The 15,693-nt window shown below is 40.5% G+C and carries 19 protein-coding genes and 1 tRNA gene; 4 read left to right on the top strand and 16 right to left on the bottom strand.

The genetic code is table 11. The features are described from left to right. Positions 1-108 precede the first annotated feature (108 nt). Entirely contained in the window at positions 109-555 is a 447-nt protein-coding gene (locus PNIG_RS13480) for a DNA polymerase III subunit chi (protein ID WP_058374054.1), read from the top strand. Positions 556-615: 60 nt separating this feature from the next. Beyond that, complete coding sequence (locus tag PNIG_RS13485; RefSeq protein WP_089368700.1) at positions 616-3,471, top strand: valine--tRNA ligase; 2,856 nt, start codon at positions 616-618, stop codon at positions 3,469-3,471. A 119-nt stretch (positions 3,472-3,590) separates the two neighbouring features. Here PNIG_RS13485 and PNIG_RS13490 read toward each other — a convergent pair whose 3' ends face one another. Further along, positions 3,591-4,835: an outer membrane protein transport protein gene (locus tag PNIG_RS13490; protein ID WP_011329076.1), complete on the bottom strand. Its 1,245-nt coding sequence runs from the start codon at positions 4,833-4,835 to the stop codon at positions 3,591-3,593. 283 nt (positions 4,836-5,118) lie between these two features. Here PNIG_RS13490 and PNIG_RS13495 point away from each other — a divergent pair, with 283 nt between their 5' ends. Next, complete coding sequence (locus tag PNIG_RS13495; protein WP_041454548.1) at positions 5,119-5,442, top strand: hypothetical protein; 324 nt, start codon at positions 5,119-5,121, stop codon at positions 5,440-5,442. Here the strand turns inward: PNIG_RS13495 and PNIG_RS13500 are convergent. From PNIG_RS13500 to PNIG_RS13525, 6 genes are all read right to left on the bottom strand, one after another. Beyond that, positions 5,402-6,616, bottom strand: coding sequence for an HD-GYP domain-containing protein (locus PNIG_RS13500; RefSeq protein WP_089368701.1), 1,215 nt, complete (start codon positions 6,614-6,616; stop codon positions 5,402-5,404). The genes PNIG_RS13495 and PNIG_RS13500 overlap by 41 nt on opposite strands. Before the next feature lie 103 nt (positions 6,617-6,719). Next, on the bottom strand, positions 6,720-6,941 hold the full coding sequence (locus PNIG_RS13505) for a Rho-binding antiterminator (protein ID WP_041454550.1): 222 nt from the start codon (positions 6,939-6,941) through the stop codon (positions 6,720-6,722). A gap of 59 nt (positions 6,942-7,000) precedes the next feature. Beyond that, positions 7,001-7,075, bottom strand: a tRNA-Arg gene (locus PNIG_RS13510). Positions 7,076-7,285: 210 nt separating this feature from the next. Next, entirely contained in the window at positions 7,286-8,092 is an 807-nt protein-coding gene (locus PNIG_RS13515; RefSeq protein ID WP_089368702.1) for a phosphotransferase, read from the bottom strand. Between the two features lie 7 nt (positions 8,093-8,099). Continuing rightward, on the bottom strand, positions 8,100-8,723 hold the full coding sequence (pnuC, locus tag PNIG_RS13520; protein WP_041454551.1) for a nicotinamide riboside transporter PnuC: 624 nt from the start codon (positions 8,721-8,723) through the stop codon (positions 8,100-8,102). A gap of 41 nt (positions 8,724-8,764) precedes the next feature. Next, entirely contained in the window at positions 8,765-9,016 is a 252-nt protein-coding gene (locus PNIG_RS13525) for a hypothetical protein (protein ID WP_011329082.1), read from the bottom strand. A 95-nt stretch (positions 9,017-9,111) separates the two neighbouring features. Here PNIG_RS13525 and PNIG_RS13530 point away from each other — a divergent pair, with 95 nt between their 5' ends. Next, entirely contained in the window at positions 9,112-9,351 is a 240-nt protein-coding gene (locus tag PNIG_RS13530; RefSeq protein WP_011329083.1) for a DUF2960 domain-containing protein, read from the top strand. Positions 9,352-9,364: 13 nt separating this feature from the next. Here PNIG_RS13530 and alr read toward each other — a convergent pair whose 3' ends face one another. From alr to rpsF, 9 genes are all read right to left on the bottom strand, one after another. Then, positions 9,365-10,444: an alanine racemase gene (gene alr / locus PNIG_RS13535; protein WP_089368703.1), complete on the bottom strand. Its 1,080-nt coding sequence runs from the start codon at positions 10,442-10,444 to the stop codon at positions 9,365-9,367. Then, positions 10,444-11,823, bottom strand: coding sequence for a replicative DNA helicase (gene dnaB / locus PNIG_RS13540; protein WP_041454554.1), 1,380 nt, complete (start codon positions 11,821-11,823; stop codon positions 10,444-10,446). The genes alr and dnaB overlap by 1 nt, the downstream gene beginning before the upstream one ends. A 114-nt stretch (positions 11,824-11,937) precedes the next feature. Then, positions 11,938-12,876 carry a DUF4097 family beta strand repeat-containing protein gene (locus tag PNIG_RS13545; RefSeq protein ID WP_089368704.1) on the bottom strand — a complete coding sequence of 313 codons (939 nt, stop codon included), beginning with the start codon at positions 12,874-12,876 and terminating at the stop codon, positions 11,938-11,940. Positions 12,877-12,885: 9 nt separating this feature from the next. Further along, entirely contained in the window at positions 12,886-13,371 is a 486-nt protein-coding gene (locus PNIG_RS13550) for a hypothetical protein (protein ID WP_089368705.1), read from the bottom strand. Next, entirely contained in the window at positions 13,358-13,906 is a 549-nt protein-coding gene (locus PNIG_RS13555) for an RNA polymerase sigma factor (protein ID WP_089368706.1), read from the bottom strand. The genes PNIG_RS13550 and PNIG_RS13555 overlap by 14 nt, the downstream gene beginning before the upstream one ends. 230 nt (positions 13,907-14,136) lie before the next feature. Continuing rightward, positions 14,137-14,589 carry a 50S ribosomal protein L9 gene (gene rplI, locus PNIG_RS13560; protein WP_011329089.1) on the bottom strand — a complete coding sequence of 151 codons (453 nt, stop codon included), beginning with the start codon at positions 14,587-14,589 and terminating at the stop codon, positions 14,137-14,139. Between the two features lie 36 nt (positions 14,590-14,625). Then, on the bottom strand, positions 14,626-14,853 hold the full coding sequence (gene rpsR, locus PNIG_RS13565; protein WP_002962753.1) for a 30S ribosomal protein S18: 228 nt from the start codon (positions 14,851-14,853) through the stop codon (positions 14,626-14,628). 12 nt (positions 14,854-14,865) lie between these two features. Then, entirely contained in the window at positions 14,866-15,183 is a 318-nt protein-coding gene (gene priB, locus PNIG_RS13570; protein WP_041454555.1) for a primosomal replication protein N, read from the bottom strand. 44 nt (positions 15,184-15,227) lie between these two features. After that, positions 15,228-15,569: a 30S ribosomal protein S6 gene (gene rpsF / locus PNIG_RS13575; RefSeq protein WP_011329092.1), complete on the bottom strand. Its 342-nt coding sequence runs from the start codon at positions 15,567-15,569 to the stop codon at positions 15,228-15,230. Between the last annotated feature and the right edge of the window lie 124 nt (positions 15,570-15,693).

The raw sequence follows: 15,693 nt of genomic DNA on the forward strand, positions 1-15,693 counted from the left end.
TTTATTTGGGTATTAATTGAAGCAAAACCCGTTATATGGCAAAATCAGCCTCTTAATTTATGTGTATTAACTAGCTACACATTCAATGTCATGGGAAACCCCGATACAATGAACATGAACGCCCAATTTTTCGTTCTAAAGCAACAAGATGAGTCGCTGGCTAAGCCTGATGATCATTTTGCTTTGGCGGCTCAAATTGCCGCTGATCAGTATCGGCTTGGCCAACGTGTATTTATTTGTGTAGATAACGAAAATACCGCCTTTGCCATTGATGAAACACTTTGGGCATTTGATCCCGACAGTTTTGTACCTCACAACCTACAAGGTGAAGGCCCAAAAGGCGGCGCACCGGTAGAAATTGGTACTACGCCCCCTGTTGGCAATCGTAAAGTTTTAATTAACTTGGCTAATAACTTACCGGATTTTATTCGCCGCTTTAACCAAGTTTTTGATTTTGTACCCGTAGAAGCCGTTGCTAAACAAGCAGCTCGCGAGCGTTTTAAAAAGCTACGCCAACTCGGTGCCAACATCACCACGCAAGATATTAATAACTAAAAACACTTTTAGTAAAATAGCTAACCAACTAATTTAAGTACTTATTTAAGGTTCTGTGTAATGGATAAAACCTACAATCCGCAAGATATTGAACAGTCTCTATACCAAGGCTGGGAAGAAAAAGGCTACTTTAAACCATCTGGCCAAGGCGTCCCGTATTCAATTATGATCCCGCCGCCAAATGTCACTGGTAGCTTACACATGGGCCACGCTTTCCAAGACACCATAATGGATACCTTAACGCGCTTTAAACGTATGCAAGGTAACAATACATTATGGCAAGTAGGTACAGACCACGCAGGTATTGCAACGCAAATGTTGGTTGAGCGTAAACTGCATGCTGAAGAAGGCAAAACACGCCACGATTTAGGCCGCGAAGATTTTATAAATAAAATCTGGGAATGGAAAAAAGAATCGGGCGGCACAATCACTAAACAACTTCGTCGCCTTGGCGCATCGGTTGATTGGGATCGTGAACGTTTTACCATGGACGATGGCCTATCTGAAGCCGTTAAAGAAGTGTTTGTACGCCTGCATAAAGAAAACCTAATTTACCGTGGCAAACGCCTAGTAAACTGGGATCCTAAATTACACACTGCTATTTCTGATCTTGAAGTTGAAAACAAAGACAAGCAAGGCTACATGTGGAACTTACGTTACCCACTAGCCGACGGTGTTAAAACTCAAGATGGTAAAGACTACATAGTGGTAGCAACAACTCGCCCAGAAACTATGTTGGGCGACTCGGGCGTTGCAGTAAACCCTGATGACGAACGCTACTTAGATTTAATTGGTAAAGAGATTTTATTACCCATTGTTAATCGCCGTATTAAAATTGTAGCCGATGAACATGCCGATAAAGATAAAGGTACGGGCTGTGTAAAAATAACCCCAGCGCACGACTTTAACGATAACGAAGTAGGCAAGCGTCACAAAATGCCGATGATCAACATTTTCGATAAAGACGCCGCTATTCTTACTCAAGGCGAAACCTACAGCTTTGATGGCAAAGAACTTGAGTTTGATGCACCAATTCCTGAGCGCCTACACGGGCTTGACCGTTTTGCTGCGCGTAAAGCGATTGTAGCTGAATTTGAAGAACTAGGCTTACTTGAAAAAATTGAAGATCATGGTTTAACCGTTCCTTACGGCGACCGCTCGGGTGTGGTAATTGAGCCACTGCTTACCGACCAATGGTATGTACGTGTTGCACCTCTTGCAGAGCCGGCTAAAGAAGCGGTTAAAAACGGCGACATTCAATTTGTACCTAAACAATACGAAAACATGTACTTTTCGTGGATGAACGACGTACAAGATTGGTGTATTTCACGCCAGCTTTGGTGGGGCCACCGCATTCCAGCTTGGTACGACAGCGAAGGCAACGTATTTGTTGGTCGCGATGAAGCTGAAGTACGCCGCGAAAATAACATTGCAGACAGCGTAACACTAAGCCAAGACGAAGACGTACTTGATACCTGGTTCTCATCAGCGCTTTGGACGTTCTCAACTCAAGGTTGGCCTGCAAACACTGATGATTTAAAAACCTTCCACCCGTCTGACGTGCTGGTAACTGGTTTTGATATTATTTTCTTCTGGGTTGCGCGTATGATCATGATGACGCTGCACTTTATAAAAGACGAAAATGGTAAACCACAAGTGCCGTTTAAAACCGTGTATGTAACTGGTTTAATACGTGACGACAACGGCGATAAAATGTCTAAGTCAAAAGGTAACGTACTTGACCCACTGGACATGATTGACGGCATTGAACTTGAAGAGTTAGTACAAAAGCGTACTGGTAACATGATGCAGCCAAAATTAGCGGCTAAAATCGAAAAAGATACCCGCAAAGTATTCGCTGGCGGCATTGAAGCACACGGCACCGATGCCCTTCGCTTTACGCTTGCAGCAATGGCTTCTACCGGTCGCGATATTAACTGGGATATGAACCGCCTTGAAGGCTACCGTAACTTCTGTAACAAACTATGGAACGCGAGTCGTTACGTATTAATGAACACAGAAGAGCAAGACTGTGGTTTTGCAACCGATGCACAAAAAGAGTTGTCGTTAGCCGATCGCTGGATTTTAGGTCAATTTGAGTCAACTGTTAAAAGTTATACTGAGCATTTAGATAATTACCGCTTTGACTTAGCTGCTAACACCCTGTACGAGTTTACTTGGCACCAATTTTGCGATTGGTACTTAGAACTAACTAAACCGGTATTATTTAAAGGCAGTGAAGCACAGCAACGCGGTACACGTAATACACTAATTACCGTACTTGAAAGCTTGTTGCGTTTAATGCACCCAATGATGCCATACATCACCGAAACTATTTGGCAACGTGTAGCACCACTTGCAGGCCTTGAAACAGAGAACACCAGTATTATGGTACAAGCATTCCCTGTTTATAATGCAGCTAGCGTTGATGCCAAAGCAATGGACGATTTAGAGTGGGTTAAACAATTCATTTTAGCAATTCGTAACATTCGTGGTGAAATGGACATTAGCCCAAGCAAGCCGCTTAGCGTATTACTTGCAAATGCTTCGAGCGACGACGTGCGCCGCATTGAGGAGAACAACTCATTTTTAGCATCACTTGCAAAAATTGAAGAGTTCACCATGCTCGAAAATAAAGATGATGCGCCTGCGTGTGCAGCGTCTTATGTTGGTAATCTTGAAATTATGATCCCAATGGCGGGTTTAATTGACGTAGAAGCCGAGCTTTCACGTATTAATAAACAACTCGAAAAAGCCGAAAAAGGCCTAGCACAAGTGCAAAATAAACTCGCTAACGAAAAGTTTGTTAACAACGCACCAGAAGCTGTACTTGCTAAAGAAAATGCCAAACTAGCTGAGTTTAGCGATGCTAAAACTAAGCTACTTGAGCAAAAAGCAAAAATAGAAAGCTTATAATTTAGTTTTCGGGCATTAGCCCGGAACATTTATATAGGCATTAAAAAGCCGCGCTATGTAATTTCATAGCGCGGCTTTTTTGTGGCTCTAGGCTCTAGGCTCTAGGCTCTAGGCAAGCATTAAAACTTATAGTTGTACTGAGCACCAACTAGCAATGCATGACCTTTTGATTCAAAAGACCATTCTTGCTGTGAATTATCTTTTTCAGTGAAGTTTTGTGTTTTACCACGTAGTACACTCACACCTAAATCAAAGTCTGAATGTTGATCAATTGCGTAGTTACCACCAAACGAGAACCAAAAGCGGTCTGTATCTGGGATAGAAATCGACATATGGTTTTTATCCGCTGGTGACTCATCAAACGCAACACCGGCACGTAATAATAGGTTTTCACTGTACTGGTAATCAGAACCTATTGCGTAGCGCATAGAATCTGAGAAATTTTCTTCTTTCTCAAATCCTGTAAACTCACCTGCTGGTCCGTTTACTTTTGCTTCTAACTTGTCAAAGCTGCTCCAACCTGTCCACATTACACTGTAGTGTAAACCAAGCTTTTCATCTAACTGATGAGAACCAGAAAATTCAGCAATAGCTGGTAGTGTAATTTCAACAGAACCTGGCATTTCAGGTAATAATTTAGCTGCGCTTGAGAAAGTCCCCTCAAAAGTAATATCGGTTTCGCTGCGGTAGTTAAAACCAAAGCGGCTGTTTTCATCAAGTTGATACATTAAGCCTAAATTTAAACCTAAACCAGTATCGTCACCTTCTAAGTGAACCGCATCAGTTGAAGCTGGAATATTAGGGTTCGCACCCACTTTTCGAATTATCGTTGCATCTGCATAAATATAGTTTAAGCCAATACCAAAACTAAATTGCTCTGTTACTTTATAAGCAACGCTGGCATTGAAGTTAACTGTTACAATTTCTGTTTCACCAGCTATTTGGCCTGCAGCATAGTCACCATTAAATTCTGTGGCTAAGCCAAAGTTAGAAAATGCACCAAAGCCAACTGACACTTTATCGTTAACTGGCATGGTAAAGTAACCCGCAGGTACAATTGCATTAGGAGCGATGCTGTCATTATTTAGCACGCTTGGATCTAAACCGTTATTTGTATCAGTGCCTTTTAAGCTTACATCAGGAAGTACAGCAATACCCGCCACTGATATTTGTTTTTCTTTAAATAGTGACATTAATGCTGGGTTACGAGCTACTACAGACGCATCGTCTGCGATTGAAGCTTCACCTGCATAGGCGCGACCGAGTCCTGAGGCATTTTGCTCAGATAACTGAAATGCTGCAGCAAAACTATCTGCTGAAACAAGTACCAGCGACGCTGCGATTAAAGTTTTAGTAAATTTCATTGTTGTTTCCTTAACCAAACTTATTGTTTGGGTAGCTATGTGTGTTGTTATTAGGATTTCAAACCTGATCACACTACATTAATTTTTTATAAAAAACTCTACAAACACGTCAAAAAACAGTAAAAAACACGTTTTTTAACGACCATTTAACAACTTATTAAAACTCATCGGACTAGAAGTGTGCTATTAGAGCACAAGCTCTAATTGTAATTGATTCTCATTTGAATTGACTTGAAATGCGCTGCAATCTACACTCTCTATAAAACGATGATGAGAGAAAACGGTGAGCATTTTACTTATTTTGACTGGGCTTATTTTTTGTGGCGCAAGTGTATTTTGTTTTTATAAAGCAAACTATTGTGCGTGTACTCGTGCTGGGCAATGTGACAATCCAGTTAATCACTTTTGGTTGGCGGCTATTACTTGTGCATTAATCTCGCTAACATTTTGCTGTTTAGCGCTGCATGTAGAGCTTGGTACTTTATTGTGGTTAATATTAATGGCAAGTTGCTTTTTAGGTGCGTTTATTTCGGCTAAACAAAGCCAAAAACGCAAATGTACTAACGCTATAAAAGTAAGTGCTCTTTTAATAAACGAGACAAGTTAATCTGATAATCAAGGGGCTTAACACTGGCAATAATTTTAAGCTCTTGGCTCAGGTCGCTCAAATCAATATCTTTTGGCGTAACATGGTGGCCATACTTCGCATTATAAAATAGTTTAACTTTAGGTTTAATGGGATTAAGGTTATTGCCCTCAAGTACCAGTGCTAAACGTTCATTGGTCAGCTTTACAATAGTACCTACCGGATGCACACCCAAACATTTAATAAAGTGTTGTACTAATTCAGCGTCAAACAGTTGTTTGTTAGCGAGCAAATAACGCAGTGCGTTTATTGGCTCGTCACCGACTTGGTGAGGCCTATCTGCTGTTATCGCGTCATACACATCTACAATAGCCATTATACGTGCAGGGCGACTTAATTTCTCTGCATTAAGGCCTCGCGGATAACCCGAACCATCTAATCGCTCATGATGATTCACTATCATATCAAGCATTAACGGTGTGATCCCTTTTTCGCCTTTAACTAAACCTAAACTTTGTACAACATGTTTTTTTATTGCTGCAAACTCATTATTAGTGACTTTAGTCTGCTTTGATAATATACCCTGCGGCACCTTTGCCTGTCCTAAATCATGCAGCAATGCCCCCATTGCAAGCTGCTGCACAGTAGGCTCTTCATAGCCTAAGTATTTAGCAAATACTGCTGCAAAAATGGCGCAGTTGATCATATGACGCCAATTATAGCTGTGTTTGTCTTTAAGGCGGGTAAGAATGGTCATTGCATTGGGGTTTCTAAATACCGATGCCACTATTTCACCGGCAATTTCATCCAACACATTTATATTAAGCGCAAGCCCTGCTGTTAAGTCACCGTATAAAGCCTGTATTTTGCGATTATGCTGCTCATAGCTTACGCTCGCTTTTGCAAACTCTTGCTCTACCGTTATAGCGACAGCAGCTTTAGCTGGCTTTTCTTGGCTGCTAGCTACTTTAGCTTTATTTTTCGGTTTGTATTTGGCGGGTATCTCAACATCACTTTTAGTAAAATCAATGAGTAGCTCTAGCACCCCTTCTGTTACTAAACGCTTAATTATTGACTTATCTCGCACTAGTCCACTGGTTTTGATTTTTATACTACTAATGTTTTCATGCTGCTTGGTAACATTGTCAACAAACATGCCAGGGACAAGCTCAGATATAGGTAAAGTGATAAGCATAAGTGCGGGAGGTTCTACAATTATAAGGCGTGTCTCTTAAATAGCACTTTTTAACCTTAAATGTCTACTTTTAAAGTTTTTACTAGTAATAAATAGCTACAAACTAAGCGAGTGAAATCGTTTTAATTTTATCTAGCCGTATTTTTATTATTTTGTTTGTTGGCTCTTGCAGCACCAAAAACTCGCCTTCGCCTTTAATATTTTCTAAGGTTTTAGCAACACCCACTAAGGTTTGGGTATCTAATGTGATAGCCACTTTATTTGCACGCATGCAATAAAGCTCAAGCTGATCGTAGTCGCCACATTTAATTGGTAGATAAGTCATGTTGAATATTTTTTAAAGGATAATACTAAAAGTTAGCAAGTGTATTAGAGGAATGCAAATGGCGCTCTCGGTAGGGATCGAACCTACAACTCAGCCTCCGGAGGGCCACGTGATATCCATTTCACCACGAGAGCACATTTGTTGCCGCCACATCAACTCGCGATATCAATGCTTTGGCATGCGTAATGATAAAGACATCTAAAGGTAAATGCTAGCGCCATTCGTTCATATGCTTATTATTTAAACGCTTTTAAATAAAAGACTTAGTGGTAGCTGATAAATCAGCTATTTGTTGCTAAAAACCAAGTGGGCTACTAGCTTAAATTAGCCACTTAAGAGATAAGTTAATGTTGCAGCGCTATCAATGCGTCTAATTGCGCGCACAGAGGCATCACTTTTTCATTTATTGAGCGATCGCTATACCAGCAAACACACAGTACTAAAAACACTACTTGATAATACTCTAGCTTATTAATAGAGCAGTAAAAGCGTTGCGAAAGCGGTAACTGCTGTTGATAGGTTTTAAGTAACTGTTGCTTACCTTCCCTGTCTAGTTCAAAACTTACAGCTATTGCGGCTAAATCAAAGTAAACGTCGTTGGTTTTGGCGTACTCAAAATCGATTAAAAACATGCCTTGCGGGTTCTCTATGATGTTTTCTTTTACTAAGTCATTATGACAAAAGCCTTCATCACGTGGTAGCTTTTCTATTTCTGCTACCGCCACACCTACAGTTTGGCTATATTGTTGATATAACGCTGTATGTTGATAAAAATCCAGCTCTTGCTTTATATTCATCGCCTCGCTAACCACATTATGACAATGTAAGCAAACCAACTTTTTAATTAGCTCAGGGGTATAATTGCTTTGGGCTGTGTCGCCTTCTATGTATTCAAAAATAGCGAGCCTGTTAGCTTTGTCTAACCAAAGTGGTTTAGGGCACAATTGCATCTGTGCAAATCGAGCTTGTGCAGCTAAGCCTAATGTAGGCCAGTGATCGCGGTAACTTTTTAATAAATAAGCATACTGTTGATTATTTAGCGCAGCGCGCACTAAAAAGTTGTCATTGCTTAAACCACTATGTAATCGCTCACTACTAAGTAGTGTTAATTGTGCATTAAACCCGTTGATAATATCGCTAATTGACTGCATGAATGTCTTATAACTGCGCTATAGGTTTAGCTTGTTTTTGCTCGTACTCTTCGTACCAAGTTTTAAACCCCCATGCAGCCACTATGGTGTAAAAAATAAAGAGCGCGAGCGTTGGGTAGTAGCCTTTTTCGTAATATAAATACATAGACGCGGCATCTATTACAATCCAATACAGCCAATTTTCGAGTACTTTTTTTGCCACTAAATAAGTAGTAACTACCGCAAAACAGGTTGTAAAGCTATCAAGGTAAGCAAAGTCTGCATGGGTGTAATTTTTCATAAAGTAACCAATGGCAAGAGCAACTATGCTGGTCACTATTATCAATATTATATGACGATTCATTGACCATGAGGTAATACTTAAACTATCGTTGTTAGTTTTGCCTTTACGCCATACTAGCCAACCAAACACCGCCATATACATATAATAAAAATGCAGTAACGACTCCATTAATAACGCGCCATTCCAATACATAATAGTATAAATAAGGGTGCTAAAAAATGCGGCTGGCCAACACCATAAACTCTCTTTTATTGCTAATAATAAATAAGCCATAGACAGCCCCACTGCAATATACTCCCAATGCGACATTGCTGTAAAACCGCTTAAGGTTTGTGTTAAAAAATCCATATTGTGTGGTTCCGTGTTACTACTAATATGCATATTAGCCGTTATTGTGGAGACAAATCGCCAGATAGAAATTTACATACAAAAATAGCTTTACCAAACTCTTCATACGAGCGTTTAATTTCGGTACTTAACACTTGCATTACTAAATCGTAATCACCAAAAATTTGCGTTGATAAGGTATTAGTAATTACTTTTAAATTATCGTACTCGTTTAAGCGATCTATAAAGCCTTTTATAAACGGGATATAGTCTTGATGAAGTGGGTACTTGCTGATCTCTACTGTCAATTTCATTTTTATCTCTTTATTATTTCATTTTAAAAAAATCATTCAATGGTGATTCAATACAGTGTAAAATCACCCTAATTCGCAATCGAAATGAGCTTAATATGGCACGCAGAATAACCTATACATTTAAAAACCAACCGCGCGAAATTAATTTCGCTAAAGATAAATACCACGACATGTATCAGGCAATTGCCGCCGCTGAGGGTATCGATCTTACTAATTATTTATCTATGGTACAGCAAATCGAAATGACTTCGAAAGGCTCAGCGTCGGTGCGTAATTTTCGCGACCAAGAGTTTGCCCGTATGGGCTTTAGCGATATTTACTTTATAAAAGAGTAATAGTACCAGCAGTTTAACGCTGATACTGATAGCTTACCCTTGGTGTAATATTACACAATAACTCGTAAGGTATAGTATCGGCGCACTGGGCTATTTCTTCTACTGGTAGCTCAGGCCCCCACATAGTTACCTCGTCACCTACTTTAATATTATGTGTATTATTGCCTATATCTAAGGTGATCATATCCATAGCTACGCTACCTACAATACCATAACGCTGCTTATTTATTATTACCGGAGTGCCCGCCCTCGCATGGCGCGGATAACCATCACCATACCCCATAGCAACAACCGCTAACTGGGTCGGCTTATCACTTTGCCAACGCCCGCTGTAACCCACCGCTTCATGGGCAGCTACATTACGCACTGCAATTACTTTTGTGGTTAAGCGCATAACCGGCTCTAATTGATACGTTTTACCTGTGGTATTTGCCATAGGCGATACACCATAAAGCATTAACCCTGGGCGTACCCAATCACCGTGGCCACTTGGCCAAGCTAAAATACCGGCAGAATTTGATAAACAATGTGCCTGCTCAACGTTTTCTGCCAAGCGATTAAACAATGCTATTTGTTGCATTGTTTTACTGCTATCAACATCATCCGCGCACGAAAAATGGGTCATTAAATTAACCGTATTATTCGCATTGGCTGTTTTTTGTAAGCGATTATAAAACTCATCAAATTGCTCAGGTGCAATACCTAATCGATGCATGCCGGTATTTATTTTTAACCAGCAGTTTATAGGAGCCTCAAGCTGCGCATTTTCCAGTGCTGCTAATTGGTTTTCGTCATGAATAATGGTTTGAAAATTATTAGCTAATAAAATGGGTAAATCGCCTTCATCAAAAAAGCCTTCTAACAATACAATTGGCTTAGTTAAACCGCCAGCACGCAGTGCCAGCGCTTCATCTATACGTGCCACAGCAAATGCATCGGCATCGTTTAAGTGCTGCGCTATGGTTACTAAGCCATGCCCGTAGGCATTGGCTTTTAGCACTGCCATTACTTTGCTATTAGGCGCAAAGCTCTTAACTTGCGCAAGATTATGCGCAAGTGCTGTTAAGTTAATTTCGGCTATCGCTAGGCGCATTAATAATCGTCATCTACTGCTGGCCCCGCATAATTATCAAAGCGAGAAAATTGACCTTGGAAGGTTAAACGTACTTTACCAATAGGACCGTTACGTTGCTTACCTATGATTATTTCGGCAATACCTTTATCGGTACTGTCTTCGTTGTACACTTCATCACGATAAATAAACATGATTAAATCGGCATCTTGCTCAATAGAGCCCGACTCACGTAAATCTGAGTTAATTGGACGTTTATCGGCACGTTGCTCAAGCGTACGGTTAAGCTGCGAAAGCGCAACAACCGGACATTTTAGCTCTTTTGCTAATGCTTTAAGTGAACGTGAAATTTCGGCAATTTCAAGCGTTCGGTTATCAGCAAGGCTAGGTACTCGCATTAATTGCAAGTAATCGACCATGATCATACTAATACCACCATGATCGCGGGCAATACGTCGTGCACGAGAGCGTACATCAGTAGGTGTTAAGCCCGAGGCATCATCAACGTACATTTTGCCTTTTTCCATCAACAAACCCATGGTTGATGAAAGTCGTGCCCAATCGTCATCATCTAACTGACCAGTACGCACTTTAGTTTGGTTAATACGCCCAAGAGACGCCAACATCCTCATCATAATTTGTTCTGAAGGCATTTCTAATGAGTAAATTAATACCGGCTTGTCTTGGGTCATTGCAGCATGTTCTGCAAGGTTCATCGCAAAAGTGGTTTTCCCCATAGATGGACGTGCCGCAACTATAATTAAGTCAGATGGTTGCAAACCTGTGGTCATTTTATCAAGGTCGGCATAGCCGGTACTCACACCTGTTACACCGTCTTGCGGTGATTGATAAAGCTCTTCTATTTTATCAACTGTTTTTTCAAGTATGCTATGAATGCTTTGCGGGCCTTCATTATTTTTTGTGCGTTGCTCAGCAATTTTAAATACTTTGCTCTCAGCAAAGTCGAGCAAATCGTGGCTGGTGCGCCCTTCGGTATTAAAACCTGCTTCGGCAATTTCATTTGCTACACCAATCATTTCACGTACCACAGCACGTTCGCGCACAATACTTGCGTAAGCGTCAATATTAGCAGCACTTGGGGTGTTTTTGGCTATTTCAGCTAAATAAGCAAAACCACCAATTCCTGCTAATTTATTATTTTTTTCTAGGCTCTCTGAAATAGTAATTAAATCGATCGGATCGCCAATTTCAGCAAGCGTTGTCATCGCTTCAAAAATAAGCTTATGCGTGCGGGTATAAAAATCCTGTGATACAACAAGCTCTGCTACGCGGTCAAATGCTTGGTTATCAAGCATTAAGCCACCTAAAACAGATTGTTCTGCTTCTATTGAATGGGGAGGAACTTTAAGGGTATCGACTTGCTTATCTCGTTTGGCCATGACTTCACAGTACTAAAATACAATGGTGCCTATTCTATCTACTTGCAGGGGCTGTGCAAATAGAAAAGCAGGAAATCTTTTCCTGCTTTTTGTAATCATAGCCAGTAGCGAATGTTATTTAGTATGAAGTTCGAGTCGCCCGCTAATTGTATTCATTTCAACGTTAGCATTACCGCCATTAATACTAAATTTTAAACTACTGGCTGGGCCATATTTAGCTTTACTGACTTTATCGCTAGTCACTTTATTAATTATTTTGCCATTCGCATGCGCTTCAATTTCAAACTTAGCCGATACATCTGCCGCAAAGTAAAATTCACCATCGCCACTTACCGATTCAAAACGAACATCTGCGCCCTTTAACAGCTCTTTAATATGCACTTCGGCCTCACCATTAACGGTATTAATTCGTAAGTTTTTAATGCTCGACAAAGTAAAATCTATATCACCATTTACGTTTTCAAGGCGAACATCGCTTGCCGTTGAGTTTGATTTAATATCACCATTTACGGCGCTAAAGCGCAGCTTCCCGCTTGAGTTTTTATCGTTAATTTCGCCATTTACGGTTTCAAATGCAATATTACCACTTAAGTTCTGCGCCTTTACATCGCCATTAACACTGGTAAGTTTAATATTACCCGCTAAATTACTTGCGCTTATCTCACCATTAACCACATCTATTTCTGCACTGTTTTGTAGCTCTTTTGCAATGACAGATACATTCACACCAGCAAACTCAAGCGCACTACTTCTGGGCATAAATATAGTTAACTTTGAACCATCACCACTGTTACCCCAATCCGTATTACGTGGCATGTTTACAATAAACTGGGTTTTATCACCACTGGTTTTAAGCTCATAGCCATCGGCTTTGTCATCAAGTTCGCCCGACACTTTAAATTCGTTTTTATCCCAGCCCGTTATGTTTATATCACCACGTTGGTTTTCAATATAAATAGTGCCGCCATTGGCTACCTCTATTTGCTTATCTATTTTTTCACCCGCTAATACCGCCAGTGGAAATAAGCTCAACCCTAGTAAAATCGCTTTCATGTTATGCTCCTAAATATGCTGCCAACGAGGTGCGTGCACCTTATTAATCAAATCAAGTTGTTGTTGATATATTTGCGCTAACATAGTTAATAGCGCTTGGTTTTGTGGTTCGTTTTCAAGAACCTGCTTTATGGCTAACTCTGCTTCTTCGAGTTCTTGCAATTGCACTTGCCAATTGCTGGTAAGTGCGTCTTGATTTTTATACGCAACTAACAAACTGTTTTTTTGCGCTAAAAAGTAATCACTTATCGCCACGGCAGGCTTTGGCTCAGGCGTTATAAAAACGATGTTTACTGCAATTAAAACCGCAACACTGCATGCAGCTACTGCCGTTAACTTTGGCCAAATAGTAGTGTGTTTTTGTGTAGAGCGTTCAGCATTAATAATCGCTCGCTCAATCCCTGGCCATAAATTTTTGCGTGGCGTTATGTCTTTATCAAGTGTATTGAGTGACTCGTTTAAGTAGTCATCAAAATTTTCTTTACTCATTTTCATACCACTCTTGTAATAACAGCCTAGCACGATGATATTGCGACTTACTTGAGCCAACAGCCATACCTAGTTGCTCGGCTATTTCCTCGTGTCTGTAGCCTTCAATGGCAAACAGCACAAATACCATACGTGCTCGCTCTGGAAGCCTTACTATTAATTTATCTAGGCCATTTAAACCTTTCCAGTCGTTAACTGATTGCTCATCCATACCGCTGTGCTCAATACTCACCACTTTTTGCAGCCAATTTTTTTGTTTGCGTAAGTAATTAATCGCAACATTACTCGCTACGCTGTAAAGCCAAGTAGAGAACTGCGAGCGCCCATCAAACTGCGCTACTTTGTGCCACACCTGTACAAACACTTCTTGGGCCGCATCCTCTGCATGCGACTGATCAGCTAATAGACGTAAACATATCCCGTATACTCGTTTTATGTGTAGTTCATAAAGTAGTGTGTATGCAGCTTGATCCCCCGACTTAACACGCTTAATGAGTGCTGCTTCGCACAATTGCGACTGTTCGGGTTTAACGTGTAACATCCGTAATGTCGCCTTTAAATTATAATTACTGGGTTAGCATTTAAGTGTATTGATAAGTTAGACGTAATGACAGTTTGAAAAGGTTTAAATGAAATGAAAAAATAATTGCAAAAAGGAAAGATGATTTAGAAGAGGTTTTATTAAGCGTGTCTTTAGATCTACAGCTAGCTAAATTTTAGGCACAAAAAAGCCGCGCTAAATAGCACGGCTTTTTTTTGCTTAATTAAAAATTAAGCTTCAGCAATAACGATTACTTTAATAGTAGCCGTTACTTCTGAATGTACTGCGATTGATACGTCAAATTCGCCAGTCTCACGGATAGTACCTAGAGGTAGACGAACTTCAGACTTAGCAACTTCAACACCAACAGCTGAGATAGCGTCAGCGATGTCACGAGTACCGATTGAACCAAATAATTTACCTTCGTCACCAGCTTTAGATACTAATGTAACTTCTGCTAATGCTTCAAGTTTGTCAGCGCGTGCTTGTGCAGCAACTAACTGATCAGCGATTTTCGCTTCAAGTTCTGCGCGACGAGCATCAAATGTTTCAATGTTTGCTTTAGTTGCAGGAACTGCCTTACCTTGCGGGAAAAGGAAGTTACGTGCGAAGCCAGATTTAACAACAACCTGGTCACCTAGGCCACCTAGGTTAGCGATCTTATCTAGTAGAATAACTTGCATGTTTCTACACCTTTTAAAAACGTGTTAATCCGCTGCTTACTTATGTAAGTCAGTGTATGGAAGAAGGGCTAAGTAGCGAGCACGCTTAATAGCAGTTGCTAGCTGGCGCTGGTATTTAGCGCTAGTACCTGTGATACGGCTAGGTACGATTTTGCCACTTTCTGTAACATAGTTTCTAAGAGTAGCTAGATCTTTGTAATCGATTTGTTGTACGCCTTCCGCTTTAAAGCGGCAAAACTTACGACGTCTGAAATAACGTGCCATGAGATTAATTCCTCAAATAATTCTTTCGATATGCTGAGCATGCAAAACCAATTGGCTAAGGCCGTTACGACCTTCGTGGCGATTTAAAAAACCACTCACTTGCAATGCCTGCCCAACGTGCAAATGTTGAGTCTGTTGTTGCATTTGCTTTCCACTGGCAACCACTTGAAGCCGAACGTAACTATTACGGTTAAGATCTGCTTCTGTTTGCATTGATTTATGTTCAATAACAAAAATACAATGCGGTATACCAGCAGGACTTTGGCTTAACTTGGGAGTTTTACAAACTACCCCAGATAAAACCAGTTGATTCATAAAAGGGCTAACCATTTATATTCATCACCAGTTAAACGCCATGCTAGGACTCAAAACAATTAAGCAGCTGGTGCTTCTTTCTTCTCTTCTCTTACAAGAGGAGACGCTTCAGTTACCGCGTTTTTAGTACGCATAACTAAGTTACGAAGCACTGCATCGTTGTAGCGGAAAGTAGTTTCTAGCTCGCTGATTACTTCAGTTGGTGCTTCAACGTTCATAAGAACATAATGAGCTTTATGAAGCTTGTTGATTGGGTAAGCCAGTTGACGACGGCCCCAGTCTTCAAGACGGTGGATAACACCACCAGCTTCAGTGATAGAACCAGTATAGCGTTCGATCATACCAGTTACTTGCTCACTCTGATCAGGGTGAACCATGAATACGATTTCGTAATGACGCATGGATATTCCTTACGGTTAATAGAGCCTTCTACCGTTTCGGCCGGTCGGTTTAAGGCAAGGAATTAATAGTTTAAAAGCCGAAATGAGCGCGCATTTTACGCTTAGTTTGATAATTAAGCAAGCC

Origin of the sequence: Pseudoalteromonas nigrifaciens (genome assembly GCF_002221505.1) — a bacterium.
Lineage (GTDB): Bacteria > Pseudomonadota > Gammaproteobacteria > Enterobacterales > Alteromonadaceae > Pseudoalteromonas > Pseudoalteromonas nigrifaciens.